13 protein-coding genes are annotated in these 18,425 nt (G+C 72.1%); 6 read left to right on the forward strand and 7 right to left on the reverse strand.

All coding sequences use genetic code 11. The features are described 5' to 3' along the window. Positions 1 to 24: 24 nt before the first annotated feature. Entirely contained in the window at positions 25 to 1,578 is a 1,554-nt protein-coding gene (locus ACWCPF_RS05415) for an MFS transporter (protein WP_451043623.1), read from the reverse strand. A 144-nt stretch (positions 1,579 to 1,722) separates the two neighbouring features. Here ACWCPF_RS05415 and ACWCPF_RS05420 point away from each other — a divergent pair, with 144 nt between their 5' ends. Next, complete coding sequence (locus tag ACWCPF_RS05420; protein ID WP_451043624.1) at positions 1,723 to 2,457, forward strand: TetR/AcrR family transcriptional regulator; 735 nt, start codon at positions 1,723 to 1,725, stop codon at positions 2,455 to 2,457. 16 nt (positions 2,458 to 2,473) lie between these two features. Here ACWCPF_RS05420 and ACWCPF_RS05425 read toward each other — a convergent pair whose 3' ends face one another. Together ACWCPF_RS05425 and ACWCPF_RS05430 are read right to left on the reverse strand one after the other, a co-directional pair. Next, a complete protein-coding gene (locus tag ACWCPF_RS05425) occupies positions 2,474 to 4,582 on the reverse strand; it encodes a molybdopterin oxidoreductase family protein (RefSeq protein ID WP_451043625.1) in 2,109 nt (702 codons plus the stop codon). A gap of 45 nt (positions 4,583 to 4,627) precedes the next feature. Further along, positions 4,628 to 5,362 carry a SanA/YdcF family protein gene (locus ACWCPF_RS05430; protein WP_451043626.1) on the reverse strand — a complete coding sequence of 245 codons (735 nt, stop codon included), beginning with the start codon at positions 5,360 to 5,362 and terminating at the stop codon, positions 4,628 to 4,630. Positions 5,363 to 5,537: 175 nt separating this feature from the next. Here ACWCPF_RS05430 and ACWCPF_RS05435 point away from each other — a divergent pair, with 175 nt between their 5' ends. The 5 genes from ACWCPF_RS05435 to ACWCPF_RS05455 all read left to right on the forward strand — a co-directional run bounded on the left by ACWCPF_RS05435 (position 5,538) and on the right by ACWCPF_RS05455 (position 12,415). After that, positions 5,538 to 6,317 carry a sirohydrochlorin chelatase gene (locus ACWCPF_RS05435; protein ID WP_451043627.1) on the forward strand — a complete coding sequence of 260 codons (780 nt, stop codon included), beginning with the start codon at positions 5,538 to 5,540 and terminating at the stop codon, positions 6,315 to 6,317. Between the two features lie 57 nt (positions 6,318 to 6,374). Next, complete coding sequence (locus ACWCPF_RS05440) at positions 6,375 to 7,634, forward strand: deoxyguanosinetriphosphate triphosphohydrolase (protein WP_451043628.1); 1,260 nt, start codon at positions 6,375 to 6,377, stop codon at positions 7,632 to 7,634. Between the two features lie 133 nt (positions 7,635 to 7,767). Next, the gene (locus tag ACWCPF_RS05445; protein WP_451043629.1) at positions 7,768 to 9,033 is read left to right on the forward strand and encodes an NAD(P)/FAD-dependent oxidoreductase; all 1,266 of its coding nucleotides are present in this window, start codon (positions 7,768 to 7,770) and stop codon (positions 9,031 to 9,033) included. Between the two features lie 58 nt (positions 9,034 to 9,091). Continuing rightward, a complete protein-coding gene (gene dnaG / locus ACWCPF_RS05450; RefSeq protein ID WP_451043630.1) occupies positions 9,092 to 11,002 on the forward strand; it encodes a DNA primase in 1,911 nt (636 codons plus the stop codon). A gap of 81 nt (positions 11,003 to 11,083) precedes the next feature. Next, entirely contained in the window at positions 11,084 to 12,415 is a 1,332-nt protein-coding gene (locus ACWCPF_RS05455; protein ID WP_451043631.1) for an RNA polymerase sigma factor, read from the forward strand. A gap of 156 nt (positions 12,416 to 12,571) precedes the next feature. On the opposite strand, the gene ACWCPF_RS05460 is transcribed toward ACWCPF_RS05455, so the two are convergent. From ACWCPF_RS05460 to ACWCPF_RS05475, 4 genes are all read right to left on the reverse strand, one after another. After that, complete coding sequence (locus tag ACWCPF_RS05460; RefSeq protein WP_451043632.1) at positions 12,572 to 14,500, reverse strand: ABC transporter ATP-binding protein; 1,929 nt, start codon at positions 14,498 to 14,500, stop codon at positions 12,572 to 12,574. Then, positions 14,500 to 16,233 carry an ABC transporter ATP-binding protein gene (locus ACWCPF_RS05465; RefSeq protein ID WP_451043633.1) on the reverse strand — a complete coding sequence of 578 codons (1,734 nt, stop codon included), beginning with the start codon at positions 16,231 to 16,233 and terminating at the stop codon, positions 14,500 to 14,502. Before ACWCPF_RS05465 ends, ACWCPF_RS05460 begins: the two co-directional genes overlap by 1 nt. A gap of 190 nt (positions 16,234 to 16,423) precedes the next feature. Further along, positions 16,424 to 17,878: an FGGY family carbohydrate kinase gene (locus ACWCPF_RS05470; protein ID WP_451043634.1), complete on the reverse strand. Its 1,455-nt coding sequence runs from the start codon at positions 17,876 to 17,878 to the stop codon at positions 16,424 to 16,426. 169 nt (positions 17,879 to 18,047) lie between these two features. Next, positions 18,048 to 18,365 carry a YtxH domain-containing protein gene (locus ACWCPF_RS05475; RefSeq protein WP_451043635.1) on the reverse strand — a complete coding sequence of 106 codons (318 nt, stop codon included), beginning with the start codon at positions 18,363 to 18,365 and terminating at the stop codon, positions 18,048 to 18,050. Positions 18,366 to 18,425 lie beyond the last annotated feature (60 nt).

Consider the following 18,425-nt stretch of genomic DNA (forward strand, 5'->3'; position numbering starts at 1 on the left):
CCTCCGCTCACCGCGGGGCGACGGTCAGGCGACCAGCTCCGGTTCCTCGACCGGCGCCGTCTCCGTCGTCTGCGGCTTGCGGTCGCGCATCACCAGGGTCGCCAGGACGGCGGCGGCCAGGACGCCGATCGCGCTGACCGTGAAGGTCGTCGTCATCGAGGCGGTGAAGGCCTCCCGGGCCGCCCGGACCAGACCGGCGTCCTCGCCGGCCACCGTCAGCGCCCCGCCGATCGACTGCCGGGCCGCGGCCGGGGCGTCGGCGGGCATCTCGGCGGCGAAGCCGCTGGTCAGCAGGGAGCCGAGGATCGCGATGCCGAGGGCGGTGCCGGCCTGCTGGATGGTGTCGTTCAGGGCCGAGCCGACGCCCGCCTTGTCCGCGGGGATGGTGCTCATCAGCGCGCCGACGGCGGCGGGCATCGCCAGACCCGCGCCGAGGCCGAGCAGTCCGAGGGCGATCGCCGGGACGGTGAAGCCCGAGTCGGCGTCGACCGTCGTCAGCAGGGCGAAGCAGGCGACCATCACGAGCATGCCGGCCAGGATCACGAACCGGTTGCCGATCTTCTCGGCCAGCTGCACGCCCACGCCGTTGCCGATCAGCGCGGCGACGGCCAGCGGCAGGAAGGCGAGGCCCGCCTCGACGGGGGAGTAGCCGAGGACGAACTGCAGATACTGGGTGAGGACCAGCAGCAGACCGCCGTTGCCGATCTGGACCAGGGCCAGCGAGAGCGAACCGCCGCTGAAGTTGCGGTGCTTGAACAGGACCAGCGGGACCATCGGCGACGCGGTGACGTTCTCCCAGATCACGAACCCGGCCAGGCCTACCACGGCGACCGCGAGGCTGACGGCGGAGCGGCCGTCGAACGCGCCGTGCTGCGGGATCTCGATGATCCACCAGACCAGGGCGGTCATCCCGACCGCGGACAGCACCGCGCCCAGCGGATCCGCCTTCTGCCAGGGCGCCTTGGACTCCGGCATCAGCAGCACGGCGGCGACGACGGCGAGCGCGACGACCGGGACGTTGATGAAGAAGATCGAGTGCCAGGAGAAGTGGTCGATCAGGACGCCGCCCAGGACCGGGCTGCCGACCAGCCCCAGCATCGACACGGAGCCCCAGGCCGCCATCGCCTTGCCGCGCTCGTCCTCGTCGAAGACGGTGATGAGGATCGAGAGGGTGGAGGGCATGATCAGCGCCCCGCCGACGCCCATCGCGGTGCGCACGGCGATCACCTCGCCGGGGCTGGTGCAGATCGTGGCGGCGAGTGAGGCCGCCCCGAAGAGCACCAGGCCGATCAGCATCACCTTCCGGCGGCCGAAGCGGTCGCCGAGGCTGCCCGAGGTGAGCAGGAGACCCGCGAAGACCAGGATGTAGGAGTCGAGGATCCACTGCGTGTCCTGGGCGGTGGCGCCGAGGTCCTCGGTCATCGAGGGGACCGCGACCGTCAGCGCCATGCTGTCGATCGTCAGGACCACCGTGCTCAGGCACAGCACGACGAGGATCCACCAGCGGCGGGGGTCGCGCCCGCTCCCATCGGTCGCACCGGTCCCACCCGTCCCACCGTTCTCGGCACGCGCTTCCATGGCTTCTCCCCTGTCGTGTGCGAACAGTGTGCGAACACCGTTCCTTTGATGCGCACACTGTACGCACGACGGAACAGTGTTCGCAAGTGTCGAACTCTGTACGCTGGAAGCGCACGTTGTACGCACCGGAGTGTGGGAGAGCCCATGGCAGGCAAGGCAAAGAACCCGAACCCCGTCCCGTCCGTCTGGGCCCGGCAGCGGCGCGAGCCCGACCAGCCCGCGCTGAGCAGGGCCGCGATCGTCCGCGAGGCGATCACGATGCTGGACGCCGACGGCATCGAGGCGCTGAGCATGCGCAAGCTGGGCGCACGCCTGAACGCCGGCGCGACCTCCCTCTACCGGCACGTCGCCACCAAGGACGAGCTGATGGAGCTGGCGGTGGACGAGGTCGCCGGCGAGATCCACGTCCCGCCCGCCGGCGCACCCGACTGGCGGGCCGCCGTCACCGAGGCCGCGGGCTCGTTCCGTACGACGGCGCTACGGCACCCCTGGCTCTCCTCGGTCCTCGGGCAGGCCGGACTCGCCTACCTCGGCCCCAACCTCATGGCCTTCTCGGAGCGGCTGGCCGCACTGTTCACCGCGGCGGGCTTCCCCGAGCCGAGCGGCGCGATCGACACGGTCCTGTCGTATGTGATCGGCATGAGCACCACGGAGGCGGCCTGGCTCACCACGGTCGCCCGCTCCGGCGAGACCGAGGCCGACTTCATCGCCCGCCTGATGCCCGCCGCCCAGCAGGCCGCCGCCCCCTACGACCACCTCGCCGAGGGATACGCGGCCGGCGCCGCCGCGGCGGCCGACCCGGTCGCCCTGCGCGACGCCAAGTTCGCCTACGGCCTGGACGTCGTCCTGGACGGCCTCGCGCTGCGCCTGCCCCGCTGAGCCCCAGGGATCCGTCCTACGGGTCGACCAGCTCCACCCGCACCGCGCACACCTTGAACTCCGGCATCCGCGAGGTCGGGTCCAGGGCCGGGTTGGTGAGGGTGTTGGCGCGGCCCTCGCCCGGCCAGTGGAACGGCATGAAGACGGTGTCCGGGCGGATGCCGGCGGTGATGCGGGCGGGGGCGACGGCCCGCCCGCGCCGGGAGGTCACGGCCAACGGGTCGCCCTCGGCCGCGCCGAGCCGCGCCGCCAGCCGGGGGTGCAGTTCGACGAACGGGCCGGGCGCGGCAGCGTTCAGCTCGTCCACGCGGCGGGTCTGGGCGCCGGACTGGTACTGGGCCACGACCCGCCCGGTGGTGAGCAGCACGGGGTAGTCGTCGTCCGGCTCCTCGGCGGACGGCCGGTGCGAGACCGGCACGAACCGGGCCCGGCCGTCCGGCGTGGCGAACCGGTCGAGGAAGAGCCGGGGCGTGCCGGGCGGCGCCGGCTCACCCTCCGCCCCTTCCACGTTTTCCGCCGGGCAGGGCCAGAACACGCCCTCGCCCGCCCCCTGCGCCAGCCGCGCGTAGCTGATCCCGGAGTAGTCCGCGATGCCGCCCGCGCTGGCCCGCCGCAGCTCCTCGAAGACCTCCTCGGGCTCGACCGGGAACCCCTTCTCGACGCCCAGCCGCGCCGCCAGCTCGTGCAGCACCTCCAGGTCGCTGCGCACGCCGTCCGGAGCGGTGATCGCCCGCTGCCGCAGCAGCACCCGCCCCTCCAGGCTGGTCGTCGTCCCCGTCTCCTCCGCCCACTGGGTGACCGGCAGGACGACGTCCGCGAGGGCCGCCGTCTCCGACAGGACGACGTCGCAGACGGCGAGGAAGTCGAGGGACCTGATGCGCTCCTCGATGTGCGCGGCGCGCGGGGCCGACACCACCGGGTTCGACCCCATCAGCAGCAGCGACCGCACGTCGGACCCCAACGCGTCCAGCAACTCGTAGGCGCTGCGGCCCGGTCCGGGCAGCGAGTCGGGGTCGACGCCCCACACCTCGGCGACATGCGCGCGCGCCGCCGGGTCGTCCAGCTTGCGGTAGCCGGGCAGTTGGTCGGCCTTCTGGCCGTGCTCGCGCCCGCCCTGGCCGTTGCCCTGTCCGGTCAGACAGCCGTAGCCGCTGAGCGGCCGTCCGGCCCGGCCCGTGGCCAGGCACAGGTTGATCCACGCGCCGACCGTGTCGGTGCCCTTGGACTGCTGCTCGGGCCCGCGCGCGGTGAGCACCATCGCGGCCTCGGGCGCGCAGAACAGCCGCACAGCCTCCCGGAGTTGTGGAACGGACACCCCCGTGATCCGTTCCACGTACTCCGGCCAGTGGGCCATCGCGGCCGCCCGCGTCTCCTCCCAGCCGGTGGTCCGCTCGCGCACGTACTCCTCGTCGACCCGCCCCTCGGCGACGATCAGGTGCAACAGGCCGAGCGCCAGGGCGAGATCCGTCCCCGGGCGGGGCGCCAGGTGCAGGTCGGCCTGCTCGGCGGTCTTCGTCCGCCGCGGGTCGACGACGATCAACATGCCGCCGTTCTCCCGCAGTTCGGTGAAGAACCGCAGCGCGGGCGGCATCGTCTCGGCGAGGTTGGACCCGACGAGGATCACGCACCCGGTCCGCGGGATGTCCGCCAGCGGGAAGGGCAGCCCCCGGTCGAGCCCGAACGCCTTGACGCCGGCCGCCGCGGCGGACGACATGCAGAACCGGCCGTTGTAGTCGATCTGCGAGGTGCCGAGCACGACCCGCGCGAACTTGCCGAGCGTGTACGCCTTCTCGTTCGTCAGCCCGCCCCCGCCGAACACCCCGAGCGCGTCCGGCCCGTGCTCCGCGCGGATGCGGCCCAGCTCCCCGGCGATCCGGTCCAGCGCCTCGTCCCAGCCGGCCGGCACGAGCTCGCCGCCGCCCGAGCGCACCAGCGGGGAGGTCAGCCGGACGCCCGGCGCCAGCACCGCGGCAGCCGTCCGCCCCTTGCCGCACAGGGCGCCCCGGTTCACCGGGAAGTCCGTGCGCTCGACCACCTCGACGCCCCCCGCGGGCAGCGGCGACAGGGCCATCCCGCACTGCAGCGCGCAGTACGGGCAGTGGGTGGGCGTCGAGGCGGTCCGCATGCGCTCAGCGTGCGTCGGCCGTGTTACGCGCCGTGCGGTCTCCTGTTACGGCGGTGTGGTCGTGCCCTCCCCGGCCGCCGGCCGACGCGGTGAGGCGCCGGCCGTGCCGGCGGCCGCGAGCGCCCGCGCCACGCCCTGCTCCTTCGGCCCCAGGAACCGCGGATCCGGCTCGAACACCGCGTCCAGGGCCGCCTTGCCGGCCGCGAGGATCTCCCGGGTCCCGCCGTAGTACCAGGTCACGTCGTGCTTCGCGGCGACCCCGACGCCGTACGAGTCCACCCCGGCCGCCTCGCACAGGGCGACGGCCCGCCGGATGTGGAACCCCTGGCTGATCAGGACGGCCCGGTCCACGCCGAAGATCTTCTTGGCGCGGACGCAGGAGTCCCAGGTGTCGAAACCGGCGTAGTCGCTGACGATCCGCGCGTCCGGCACCCCGTGCCCGGTGAGATAGGCGCGCATGGCGTCGGGCTCGTCGTACTCCTTGCGGCTGTTGTCGCCCGTCACCAGGACGACCCTGATCCGGCCCTCCCGGTACAGCTTCACCGCCGCGTCCAGCCGGTGCGCGAGATACGGGGACGGCTCGCCGTCCCACAGCCCGGCGCCGAACACGACGGCGACCTCGGTGCGCGGCGCGTCGGCGGTCGTGCCGAGCCGGTCGGCCGTCGACACGAACAGCCAGGTGGCCGGCAGCAGCCCGAGCACACACCCGGCCATCACGGCCTGCACCAGCCGACGCCGCCCCGCACGCGTGCGTGGCAGCCGCGGTCGACGCATGTCCATTCGGTGTCCCCCTCATCCCCTACGGCCTGGGAAGACGTCCGGCACGGCGATCCGGTTCGTTCCCTCGCCGGGTGTCCCGCACCTCACACCGCCCCCGCCCCGGCGGTGAACCCCCGGAAAACACTCGTGACGGTCAGGCAACGGGGGTGCAACCTCGCCGCGGCAGGATCGGTGCATGAGCCAGCCAAGCCTCGTCCACCTCGCCGGCCGCCGGCGTCCCGGCCCGCCCGCGCTGGTCGTCGTCGCCCACGGCAGCCGCGACCCGCGCGCCCTGAGCACCGTCCGCACGCTCCTGGACCGGGTCCGCGAGCAGCGCCCCGACGTCGCCGTCCACCTCGGCCACATCGAGCTCAACGAGCCCCTGCTGACCGACACGCTGGCCGACCTGGACGCCCGCGGCGCCACGGACGCCGTCCTGGTCCCGCTCCTCCTCGCCCGCGGCTACCACGTCAAGCGCGACATCCCCGAGATGGCGGCGACGGCACGGGTACGCACGCGCGTGGCCGCGCCGCTGGGCCCGCACCCGCTCCTGGTGGACACCCTGCGCACCCGTCTGATCGAGGCCGGCTGGAACCCGGACCTGACGGACGACGAGCGCCGCACGAGCGCCGTGGTCCTCGCGGCGGCGGGCTCCCGGGACCCCGACTCGGCGGTGGACACCCGCCGCACGGCCGCCCTCCTGGCCCGCCGCCTGGGCGTCCCGGTCGTCCCGGCCTACGCGACCACGGCGGCCCCGACGATCCCGACGGCGCTGCGCGCCCTTGCGGCGCGCGGCCGCGACCGGATCGCGATCGCCTCCCACTTCACCGCCCCCGGCCGCTTCGCGACCGAGTGCGCGGCGGCGGCCCCCTGGATCGCCTCGGCCCCCCTGGGCACCCACTCCGCCATGGTCGACCTGCTCCTCCACCGCTACGACCAGGCAGCCGCCCTGGAGACCGGGATCAACGCCGCTTAAGGGTCACAGCACCCCACCGGGCGCCCAATTGTCACTAGCGCCGCTTACTGTCGAGTCATGCCCTACGACGAGCCGTCAACAGAACGCTGGGCGGCGGAGCCCGACAAGCGCCCGGGCCGCACCGCCTTCCAGCGCGACCGCGCCCGCATCCTGCACTCCTCGGCGCTGAGAAGGCTCGCGGGCAAGACCCAGGTCGTCACCCCGGGCGAACGCAGCCAGGTGTGGGACGCCACGCCGCGCACCCGCCTCACCCACTCCCTGGAGTGCGCCCAGGTCGGCCGCGAGCTGGGCGCGGCCCTCGGCTGCGACGCGGACCTGGTCGAGGCCGCCTGTCTCTCGCACGACCTCGGCCACCCCCCGTTCGGCCACAACGGCGAGCAGGCCCTCAACGACTTCGCGCAGGACTGCGGCGGCTTCGAGGGCAACGCCCAGTCGCTGCGGCTGCTCACCCGCATCGAGCCCAAGCGCTTCACCCCCGAGGGCTCGGTGGGCCTCAACCTCACCCGGGCCACCCTCGACGCCGCCACCAAGTACCCGTGGCCCCGGGGCGCCCACCCCACCGACCCCGCGTCCCCCAAGTTCGGCGTCTACGACGACGACCGGCCGGTGTTCGACTGGCTCCGCAAGGAGTCCCCCGGCACGCGCACGTGCTTCGAGGCACAGGTCATGGACTGGGCGGACGACGTGGCGTACTCGGTGCACGACGTGGAGGACGGCCTGCACGCGGGGCACATCGACCCCAACGTCCTGCACGCCGAACCGGAACGCCAGGAGGTCTACCGCGTCGCCGTCGGCCGGTACGTGCCCGCCGACACGGATCCGGCCGAACTCGCCGCCGCCCTCGACCGCCTCCAGGACGAGGAGTGGTGGCCGCACGGCTACGACGGCACGGCCACGGCCCAGGCCCGGCTGAAGGACACCACCAGCCAGCTCATCGGCCGCTTCTGCCTCGCCGCCGAGGGTGCCACGCGCACGCGATACGGCACCGGCCGCCTCACCCGCTACGACGCCGAACTCGTCGTGCCGCACGAGACGCGCCTGGAGTGCGCCGTCCTCAAGGCGGTCGCCGACCGCTACGTCATGCAGCGCGTCGAACAGGAGCGGCTGCGGGCCGACCAGCGCATCGTCATCAGCGAGCTCGCCGAGGCCCTCACCGTCCGCGCCCCCGACGGCCTCGACCCGCAGTTCCGCTCGCTGTTCGACCAGGCCTCCGACGACCGCGCCCGCAAGCGGGTCGTGGTCGACCAGATCGCCTCCCTCACCGACGCCTCGGCCCGCTCGCTTCACACCCGTCTGACGGGGCACACAAGACGCTGACAGGGGCGCGCCCGGTGCGCCCAAACGGGCCCGAACACGCCTCGGCGAGCCTTGATCGGGCACGTCCCCCTTCCCCCCTAACGCTGCGTGCGGGACGCTCGCACGTGGCGGTTCCTTTACGAGGAGGCATCACGTGGTCGACGCGGATCAGACATTCGTCATCGTCGGAGGAGGCCTGGCCGGCGCCAAGGCGGCCGAGACGCTGCGGGCGGAGGGTTTCACCGGCCGCGTGATACTGATCTGCGACGAACGCGACCACCCCTATGTGCGACCGCCCCTCTCCAAGGGCTTCCTGCTCGGCAAGGAGACCCGCGAGAGCGTCTTCGTGCACGAGCCCGCCTGGTACGCGCAGAACGACGTCGAACTGCACCTCGGCCAGACCGTCGACGCCATCGACCGCACGGCGAAGACGGTCCGCTTCGGTGACGACGGCACGCTCGTCCACTACGACAAGCTGCTCCTCGCCACCGGCGCCGAGCCCCGCCGCCTCGACATCCCCGGCACCGACCTCGCGGGCGTGCACCATCTGCGCCGGCTCGCGCACGCCGAGCGCCTCAAGGGCGTCCTGGCCGCCCTCGGCCGGGACAACGGCCACATCGTGATCGCCGGCGGCGGCTGGATCGGCCTGGAGATCGCGGCGGCGGCGCGCGAGTACGGCGCGGAGGTCACCGTCGTCGAACCGGCGGCGACCCCGCTGCACGGCGTGCTCGGCCCGGAGCTGGGCAGCCTCTTCGCCGACCTGCACCGCGAGCACGGCGTCCGCTTCCACTTCGGGGCCCGGCTCACGGAGATCGTCGGCCAGGACGGCATGGTCCTCGCCGCCCGCACCGACGACGGCGAGGAGCACCCGGCGCACGACGTCCTCGCGGCGATCGGCGCGGCCCCGCGGACCTCGCTCGCGGAGGCGGCGGGGCTGGAGATGGCCGACCACGCCTACGGCGGCGGCGTCGCCGTGGACGCGCAGCTGCGCACCTCCGACCCCGACATCTTCGCCGCCGGGGACGTCGCGTCCTTCCCGCACGGCCTGTTCGGCACCCGGCTGCGCGTCGAGCACTGGGCCAACGCGCTGAACGGCGGCCCGGCGGCCGCCCGCGCGATGCTCGGCAAGGACGTCGTCTACGACCGCGTGCCCTACTTCTTCTCCGACCAGTACGACCTGGGCATGGAGTACAGCGGCTGGGCCCCGCCGGGCACGTACGACGAGGTCGTGATCCGCGGCGACGCGGGCAAGCGGGAGTTCATCGCGTTCTGGCTGCACCAGGGGCGGGTGCTGGCCGGGATGAACGTGAACGTGTGGGACGTCACAGAGCCGATCCAGAAGTTGATCACCTCGAAGGCCCCGGTGAACACGGAGGCTTTGGCCGACCCGCACGTCCCCCTCGAAAGTCTCGTCTCCTAGCCCGGCCGAGAGGTCGGCTCGTCCCAGGAGTGTCAGTCCACCCCCGTAGAATCACTCTGTGGCTGGGCGGATCAACGACGAGGACGTGAAGGCGGTTCGGGACGCGGTTCCGATCGACGCCGTGGTGTCCGAGTACCTCCAGCTGCGCAACGCGGGCGGCGGCAACCTCAAGGGCCTCTGTCCGTTCCACGACGAGAAATCGCCGTCCTTCCAGGTCAGCCCCAGCAAGGGGTTCTTCCACTGCTTCGGCTGCCAGGAGGGCGGCGACACCATCACGTTCGTGATGAAGGTCGACCACCTCACCTTCTCCGAGGCCGTCGAGCGGCTCGCCGCCCAGGCCGGCATCACCCTGCGCTACGAGGAGGGCGGCTACAACCCCGCCCACCAGCGCGGCGAACGCATCCGGCTGGTCGAGGCCCACAAGATCGCCGCCGACTGGTACGCGGAACAGCTGGCCACCAGCCCCGAGGCCGACACCGGCCGGATGTTCCTCGCCGAGCGTGGCTTCGACCAGGCCGCCGCCCAGCACTTCTCCGTCGGCTACAGCCCCCAGGGCTGGGACCACCTCACCCGCTTCCTGCGCGGCAAGGGCTTCACCGACAAGGAACTCCTCCTCTCCGGGCTCGCCCAGGAGGGCCGCCGCGGCCCCATCGACCGCTTCCGCGGCCGGCTGATGTGGCCCATCCGCGACATCGGCGGCGAGGTCGTCGGCTTCGGCGCGCGCAAGCTCTACGAGGCCGACAACGGGCCCAAGTACCTCAACACCCCCGACACGGCGATCTACAAGAAGTCCCAGGTGCTCTACGGCATCGACCTGGCGAAGAAGGACATAGCGAAGTCCTCCCGCGCGGTCGTCGTCGAGGGCTACACCGACGTCATGGCCTGCCACCTCGCAGGAGTGACGACCGCCATCGCGACCTGCGGCACGGCCTTCGGCGGCGACCACATCAAGATCCTCCGCCGGCTCCTGATGGACAACGGCAGCGCCCGCGTCATCTTCACCTTCGACGGCGACGCGGCCGGCCAGAAGGCGGCCCTGCGCGCCTTCGAGGACGACCAGAAGTTCGCCGCCGAGACGTACATCGCGATCGCCCCCGACAACATGGACCCCTGCGACCTGCGCCTCGCCAAGGGCGACGAAGCCGTCGCCGACCTGGTCGAACCCCGCACCCCGCTCTTCGAGTTCGCGCTCCGCCAGATCGTCGTCCGCTACGACCTCGACACCCCGGCGGGCCGCGCCGGCGCACTCGACGAGGCCGCGCCCATCGTCGCCCGCATCAAGAACAGCGGCGCCCAGCACGAGGTCGCCGTCCAGCTCGCCGGGATGCTCGGCATCCTGGACACCCAGTTCGTCGTCAAAAGGGTCGCCCAGCTGGCCCGTTGGGCCCGCGACCGCGGCGGCAAGGGCCCCGCGCCCGCCCGCGGGCCCGGCGGCGGCCCCCAGCAGCCCTACGACGCCGCCCCCCGGCCCGTCGCGGGCGGCCCCGCCCTCAACCTCCGCAACGCCGTCTACGCCACCGAACGCGAGCTCCTCAAGCTCGCCCTCCAGCGCCCCGAACTCGTCGCCCCGGCCTTCGACGCCTACGGCGTGGACGAATTCACCGCCGCCCCCTACGCGGCCGTACGCCAGGCGATCCTGGACGCGGGCGGCGCCGAGTGGGGCGTGAAGGACGGGCACGAGTACCTCGTCCGGGTCCGCGAGACCGCACCCGACGACACGGTCCGCGCGATGGTCACGGAGCTCGCGGTCGAGGCGATCATGCGCCGCACGGTCGACGAGAACTACGCGGGCGAGCAGCTCGTGACCGTCCGCCGCAGAGCCGTGAACCGCCGGCTGACCGATCTGCAGTCCACGCTGACCCGCCTCGGGCACCTGGACCCGGCCCAGGCGGCCGCCGTCCAGAACGAGATGATGATCCTGACCAGGTACGACAGGGCGCTCCAGCACGAAGGCCCGTCCGCTCTCTGAACCCGTGGTCACGGACCGGCCGCAAAAAGTCATCGCACGCCCCTCGTGGCAGCGATGTGTCGTACTCCACACTGGGTTGCGGTGCCTGAGTCCTCGGAGCGCGGCCGATCCCGGACGGACAGCGGCGTGGCCGCCGACTCCGCCCCCGTAGTACCGCTGCTGCTCACCCCAGCAGCGATCATCCTGGAGGTCGCCCCCGTGCAGACCCAGACCCTCACCCAGACCGACAGCACTGCCGACAGCACGAACGCGAACGACGGCGCGGAAGCGGACGCCGAGACCGACGTCCTGGTCGCGGTCCCGCCGCAGGGCCGCGCCGCGCACCACCCGCAGACGCGGCCGGAGCAGGAGAGCGGGCAGGACAGCGGGCAGGAGAGCGGGCCCGGGAGCGGGCCGGAGACCGAGCCGCCCGCCGAGATGCTCGCGGAAGCCCCCGAAGAAGCCCCCGAGGACGCCCCGGAGCCGGTCGCCCCGCCCCGCGCCCGCGCCACCGAGAGCGCCAGCCCGTCCTCCGACCTGTTCCGCCAGTACCTGCGCGAGATCGGCCGGATCCCGCTGCTCACCGCGGTCGAGGAGGTCGATCTGGCCCGTCGCGTGGAGGCCGGCCTGTTCGCCGAGGAACGGCTGGGCAGCGCCGCCGACCTGGACAGTCAGCTGGCCCTCGACCTCGACCGGCTGGTCGTCCTGGGCCGGATGGCCAAGCGCCGTCTCATCGAGGCCAACCTGCGGCTCGTGGTCTCCGTCGCCAAGCGCTACGTCGGCCGCGGGCTCACCATGCTCGACCTCGTCCAGGAGGGCAACCTCGGCCTGATCCGGGCGGTCGAGAAGTTCGACTACGCCCGCGGCTACAAGTTCTCCACGTACGCCACCTGGTGGATCCGCCAGGCCATGTCCCGGGCGCTCGCCGACCAGGCCCGCACCATCCGCGTCCCCGTGCATGTCGTCGAGCTCATCAACCGGGTCGTCCGCGTCCAGCGCCGGATGCTCCAGGAGCGCGGCTACGAGCCCAGCGCCGAAGAGGTGGCCGCCCAGCTCGACCTGCCCCCCGAGCGCGTCGGCGAGGTGCTGCGGCTGGCCCAGGAGCCGGTCTCCCTGCACGCCCCGGTCGGCGAGGAGGACGACGTCGCCCTCGGCGACCTCATCGAGGACGGCGACGCCGCCAGCCCCGTCGAGTCGGCGGCCTTCCTGCTGCTGCGCGAGCACCTGGAAGCCGTGCTCTCCACGCTCGGCGAACGCGAGCGGAAGGTCGTCCAACTCCGCTACGGCCTCGCGGACGGCCGCCCGCGCACCCTGGAGGAGATCGGCCGCATCTTCGGCGTGACGCGCGAGCGGATACGCCAGATCGAGTCGAAGACCCTCAACAAACTCCGCGACCACGCGTTCGCAGACCAGCTGAGGGGCTACCTGGACTAGCAGGGGGCCGCCCGCCCGGCGGCCCCCTGAGGCAGAGCGGCCCTCGCGAATTCGGCTACGGTGCCGCAGTTCCCCAAGGGGCGCGGGGAACTGCGCGACCAGCCACGACGGAGCCGCAGACGCTCGACCACCTCCTCCGCACCGCCCGCGGAGCGCTCAGTCCACTTCCGCCACCGCCTGGGCGAACTGGGCCTGGTACAGGCGCGCGTACGCCCCGTCCGCCTCCAGCAGGTCGCTGTGCGCGCCCTGCTCGACGATCGAGCCGTTCTCCATCACCAGGATGGTGTCCGCGTCCCGGATGGTCGACAGCCGGTGCGCGATGACGAACGACGTCCGCCCGTGCGCCAGCTTCGCCATCGCCTTCTGGATCAGCACCTCCGTGCGGGTGTCGACGGAGCTGGTGGCCTCGTCGAGCACCAGGATCGTCGGGTCGGACAGAAACGCCCGCGCGATGGTGATCAGCTGCTTCTCACCGGCGCTGACCCCGCTGCCCTCGTCGTCGATCACGGTGTCGTAGCCGTCGGGCAGGGTGCGCACGAACCGGTCGGCGTGCGCGGCCCGCGCCGCCTCCTCGATCTCGCCCCGGGTGACCTCCCGCGCCGCCCCGTACGCGATGTTCTCCGCGATCGTGCCGCCGAACAGCCAGGTGTCCTGGAGCACCATGCCGATCGTGGCGCGCAGCTCGTCACGGCTCATCCTCGCGATGTCCACGCCGTCCAGGGTGATGCGTCCGCCGGAGACGTCGTAGAACCGCATGAGCAGGTTCACCAGCGTCGTCTTGCCGGCCCCCGTCGGGCCGACGATCGCGACCGTGTGACCGGGCTCCACCGTCAGCGACAGGTCCTCGATCAGCGGCTTCTTGGGGTCGTACCGGAAGGACACTCCCTCCAGCGCCACCCGCCCGCGCAGCTCCTTCGGCCGTACGGCCTCCGCCGGGTCCGCCTCCTGCTCCTCCGCGTCCAGGAGTTCGAAGATCCGTTCCGCCGACGCGACGCCCGACTGCACCAGGTTCGCCATCGACGCGACCTGCGTCAGCGGCATCGAGAACTGGCGGGAGTACTGGATGAACGCCTGCACATCGCCGATGGACAGCGCGCCGGACGCGACCCGCAGGCCGCCCACGACCGCCACCAGCACGTAGTTGATGTTCGACACGAACATCATCAGCGGCTGCATGACCCCGCTGTTGAACTGCGCCTTGAAGCCGGCCTCGTACAGCGCGTCGTTCTGCTCGGCGAACTGCTGCGCCGACTCCTGCTGGCGGCCGAACACCTTCACCAGGGTGTGCCCGGTGTACATCTCCTCGATGTGGGCGTTCAGCTTGCCGGTGGAGCGCCACTGCTGCACGAAGTGCGGCTGCGACCGCTTGCCCACGCGCGTGGCGACGACCGCCGACAGCGGCACGGTCACCAGCGCGACCAGCGCGAGCAGCCAGGACACCCAGAACATCATCGCCAGCACGCCGATGATCGTCAGCAGCGAGTTGACGAGCTGGCCCAGCGACTGCTGGAGCGTCTGCCCGATGTTGTCGATGTCGTTCGTGGCGCGGGAGAGCACCTCGCCCCGTTGCCGCTTGTCGAAGTACGACAGCGGCAGCCGCGACAGCTTCGTCTGCACGTCCTCGCGCATCCGGAACATCGTCCGGTTCACGGCCCGGTTCACCAGGCGCGTCGCGACCGCCATCAGCAGACCGGCGATCAGGAACACCCCGAGCGCGACCAGCAGGACCTCGCCCACCGCGCCGAAGTCGATGCCCTCGCCCGGAGTGAAGTCGGTGCTGCGGAGCATGTCGGCGACGCTGCCCTCGCCGCGCTCGTGCATCGAGTCGAGGACCTGCTCCTTGCTGCTCCCGGCCGGCAGCTCCCGTCCGATGATGCCGGCGAACACCAGGTCGGTGGCCTCGCCGAGGAGCTTCGGCCCGACCACGTTGAGGCCGACGCTGAAGACCACGCAGACCAGCATCGTCCAGAGCGTGAACCGCTCCGGCTTGAAATGGGCGAGCAGCCGCCTGCCGGACACCTTGAAGTCCAGCGAGCGGTTCTCGGGACCGGTGCCGGCCATCATGCGTCCCATGGGCCCGGCCATCAGGCAGCCTCCGCTTCCGTGAGCTGGGAGAGCACGATCTCCCGATAGGTCTCGTTGTCCGCCATGAGTTCGCGGTGGGTGCCGGCGCCGACGACCCGGCCCTCGTCCAGGACGATGATCCGGTCGGCGTCCCGGATGGTGGCGACCCGCTGGGCGACGATCACGACGGTCGCCTCGGCGGTCTCGCGGCCGAGCGCCGCCCGCAGGGCCGCGTCGGTGGCGTAGTCGAGGGCGGAGAAGGAGTCGTCGAAGAGATAGATCTCCGGCCGCTGGACGAGCGTCCGGGCGATCGCGAGCCGCTGCCGCTGACCGCCGGAGACGTTCGTCCCGCCCTGCGCGATGGGGGAGTCGAGGCCGTTCTCCAGCTTGCTGACGAAGTCCCTGGCCTGCGCCACCTCCAGCGCGTGCCACAGCTCCTCGTCGGTGGCGTCCGGATTGCCGTAGCGCAGATTCGTCGCGACCGTCCCGGCGAACAGATACGGCCGCTGCGGCACGAGTCCGACGGTCTTGGCGAGCAGCACCGGGTCGACGTCGCCGACGGGCACCCCGTCGACCAGTACCTCGCCCTCGGTGGCGTCGAACAGCCGGGGCACCAGTCCGAGCAGGGTCGACTTGCCGCTGCCGGTCGAGCCGATCACGGCCGTCGTCTCGCCCGGCAGGGCCACCAGGTCGACCGCCTTGAGGACGGGCTCCTCGGCGCCGGGATAGCGGAACCCGGCGCCCCGGATCTCCAGATGGCCGTGCCGGCGCAGCTCGGTGACGGCCGCGGTCGGCGGCACCACGGACGAGGAGGTGTCGAGCACCTCCTGGATGCGCTCGGCGCACACCTCGGCGCGCGGCACCATCATGAACATGAAGGTGGCCATCATCACGGACATGACGATCTGCATCAGGTAGGCGAGGAACGCGGTCAGATCGCCGATCTGCATCCCGCCGCTGTCGATGCGATGGGCCCCGAACCAGACCACCGCGATCGAGGACAGGTTCACCGTGGTCATGACCACCGGGAACATCAGCGCGAGCAGATTGCCGGTCTTGAGCGAGATGTCGGTGAGGTCGGTGTTGGCCTTGCGGAACCGCTGCTCCTCGTACTCGTCCCGGACGAAGGCGCGGATGACCCGGTTGCCGGTGATCTGCTCGCGCAGCACCCGGTTCACGGTGTCGAGCCGCACCTGCATCGACCGGAACAGCGGCCGCAGCCGGCGCACGATCAGGGTCACGCAGATGCCCAGCGTGGGCACCACGGCGACCAGCACCCCGGACAGCGGCACGTCGAGGCCGAGCGCCAGCACGATGCCGCCCACGCACATGATCGGCGCGGACACCATCAGCGTGAACGTCATCAGGGCCAGCATCTGGATCTGCTGGACGTCGTTCGTCGTCCGGGTGATCAGCGAGGGCGCGCCGAACTGACCGACCTCGCGGGCGGAGAAGGACTGCACCCGGTCGAAGACGGCCGCCCGCACGTCCCGGCCGAGCGCGGACGCGGTCCTGGCGCCGTAGTACACGGCGCCGATGTTGCACACCACCTGCGCCAGCGAGACGGCGATCATCACCCCGCCGAAGGACAGGATGTAACCGGTGTCCCCCTCGACGACGCCTTTGTCGATGATGTGCGCGTTGAGGGTGGGCAGATAGAGGGTGGCGCAGGTCTGCAGGAGCTGCAGCAGCACCAGCAGGGAGATGGGTTTCTTGTAGGGCCTGAGATAGGTCCGCAGAAGTCGTATGAGCACGCTACGTCTCTCGGAGTGGGGGCCAGGGGCATTGGTTGCCCCTGGCCCCCATCGTCGAACACTCCACCCGTGTTACCTCAACCGATTAAGCCGACAGCAGTGCGCAGGGCGTCGCCTGTATCACCGTATGCGCGCTATGCCCCGAGATGACTCCACGACTCCATGGCCCTATGTCTATATGTCTATATGTCTATATGCGAAAGGCCCCGGGATGGGTCTGCTCGCGCACCGACACGTACTGCTGCCGCACGGCCTGCCCCACGGCCAGCTCCTCGCCCGGGTCCAGGACCTGCGCCGCCGCCCCCTGCCAGGCCGGCGGGGTCCGCGGGTCGAGGGCCCCCTGCGAGACGCCGAGCGCCCACGCGGCCTGCCGGGCCGCCCCGATCGCCGCGTAGTCCGCCGGCTGCGGTACGACGACCTGGGCCCCGAACAGCGCCGGCGCCGCCGTCTGCACCGCCGCGAGCTCGGCGGCCGCCCCGAGCAGGAAGATCCGCCGTACCTCCACGCCCCGGCCGCGCAGCACGTCCAGCGCGTCCGCGAGCCCGCACAGCATGCCCTCGAAGGCGGCCCGCGCGAAGTGCTCGGGCTTCATCGACTCGCGCCGCAGCCCCGCGAGCGTCCCGGCCGTGTGCGGCAGGTTCGGCGTCCGCTCGCCCTCCAGATAGGGCAGCATGACCAGCCCGTGCGATCCGGGCGTCGACTTCATCGCCAGGTCCGACAGCGCCTCCAGATCGGCCGCGCCGACCAGCTCGGCGGCCCCGCGCAGGGTCCGTACCGCGTTCAGGGTGGTGACGACGGGCAGATGCATGCCGGTCGCGTCCGCCAGTGAGGTGATCATCCCGCTCTGGTCGAAGAGCGCCTCGTGGTGCACGGCCATCACGGACCCGGAGGCGCCGAGGGACACGACCGCGTCGCCGAGCCCGATCCCGAGCCCCAGGGCGGCCGCCATGGTCTCGCCGGTGCCGGCGGAGATCAGCAGCCCCTCCGGCGTCGTACCGGCCGCGTCGGACGGTCCGATCACGTCGGGCAGCATCACCTGGTGACCGAGCGCCAGCTCCACGAGATCGGGCCGGTAGCCGCCGGTGGCCGCCGACCAGTAGCCGGTCCCGGAGGCCCCGCCGCGATCGGTGGTGCGCCGCACCGGCCGTCCGAGCAACTGCCACACCAGCCAGTCGTGGGCCTGGAGCAGCACGGAGGTCCGGGCGGCCGCGTCGGGCTCGCTCTTCGCCAGCCAGCGCAGCTTGGTCACCGGCTGCGGGGCCTGCGGCACGCATCCCACCGCCTGGGCCCAGGCCTCGCGCCCGCCGAGGGCGTCGATCAGATCCGCCGCCGCGACCTGCGCCCGTTTGTCCCCGCCGACCATCGCCGGGCGCACGGTGTTGCCCTGCGCGTCCAGCGGGACGACCGCGTTCTGCTGCGAGGACACGCCGATGGCCTGTACGCCTTCGAGCAGCCCGCCGCCCGCGGCCTCGCCCAGGGACAGCAGCCAGGCCTGCGGATCGACGTCCGAAGGCCGTCCACTGTTTTCCGCGCCCTCCATCGGATGCGGCGCGTATCCCTGCCGGAGCACGGCTCCGGTGTCCGCGTCGCAGACGACGATACGAGTGAAATCGGGCGAACTGTCCAGCCCGGCGACTATCCCCATAACGAAAATTCTGCCGCACGCGCCGCTCGGGTTTGGCCGCGGAGACCGCGGGAAGGGTTCCGCGGCCGCGGAACCGGCCCCGTCGTGGCTGGTCGAGCCCGCGCGGCACGGCGGCACATGTCACAGCGGTGCGCCCCGCGGACGGGCTTCCGCACCGCTGCCGCCCGCCTCAGGTGTTGCTGGTGCCCCAGTCATCGCTGCTTGCGCCGCTGCTCGCGCCGTTGCTGTTGCGGTCGCGCAGGGACCGCACCCGCCCCGCCACCGATTCGGGCATCCGGTCGCCGACCTTGTCGCTGACCGCGTGGTACGCCTTGCCCGCGTACTGGCGGCCCTGCTGGGCGGCGGTCTCGGCGGTATTGCGCACGGCGGGGTTCTGGGCGACCTGCCGCGCGGACTTCTTCAACTGCTCGTAGCGCTCGCGCCCGGCACGCGTGCCCAGCACGTAACCCACAGCCAGTCCGACGACGAACGTGAGCTTGTAGCGCATGACGGCCACCCTTCCCTCGTGACGGTCCCGGCCGTGACCTCGACGCCGGGGGGAACCGAT

The sequence above is a fragment of the Streptomyces sp. NPDC001858 genome, from assembly GCF_053594615.1.

What these genes read in the sequence shown, in the direction of transcription:
- ACWCPF_RS05435 (WP_451043627.1), top strand. Translation starts at nt 5,538, where the DNA reads ATGAGCCAGCCAAGCCTCGTCCACCTCGCCGGCCGCCGGCGTCCCGGC.
- ACWCPF_RS05425 (WP_451043625.1), bottom strand. Translation starts at nt 4,582, where the DNA reads ATGCGGACCGCCTCGACGCCCACCCACTGCCCGTACTGCGCGCTGCAG.
- ACWCPF_RS05460 (WP_451043632.1), bottom strand. Translation starts at nt 14,500, where the DNA reads ATGGCCGGGCCCATGGGACGCATGATGGCCGGCACCGGTCCCGAGAAC.
- ACWCPF_RS05475 (WP_451043635.1), bottom strand. Translation starts at nt 18,365, where the DNA reads ATGCGCTACAAGCTCACGTTCGTCGTCGGACTGGCTGTGGGTTACGTG.
- ACWCPF_RS05415 (WP_451043623.1), bottom strand. Translation starts at nt 1,578, where the DNA reads ATGGAAGCGCGTGCCGAGAACGGTGGGACGGGTGGGACCGGTGCGACC.
- ACWCPF_RS05470 (WP_451043634.1), bottom strand. Translation starts at nt 17,878, where the DNA reads ATGGGGATAGTCGCCGGGCTGGACAGTTCGCCCGATTTCACTCGTATC.
- ACWCPF_RS05420 (WP_451043624.1), top strand. Translation starts at nt 1,723, where the DNA reads ATGGCAGGCAAGGCAAAGAACCCGAACCCCGTCCCGTCCGTCTGGGCC.
- ACWCPF_RS05430 (WP_451043626.1), bottom strand. Translation starts at nt 5,362, where the DNA reads ATGGACATGCGTCGACCGCGGCTGCCACGCACGCGTGCGGGGCGGCGT.
- ACWCPF_RS05440 (WP_451043628.1), top strand. Translation starts at nt 6,375, where the DNA reads ATGCCCTACGACGAGCCGTCAACAGAACGCTGGGCGGCGGAGCCCGAC.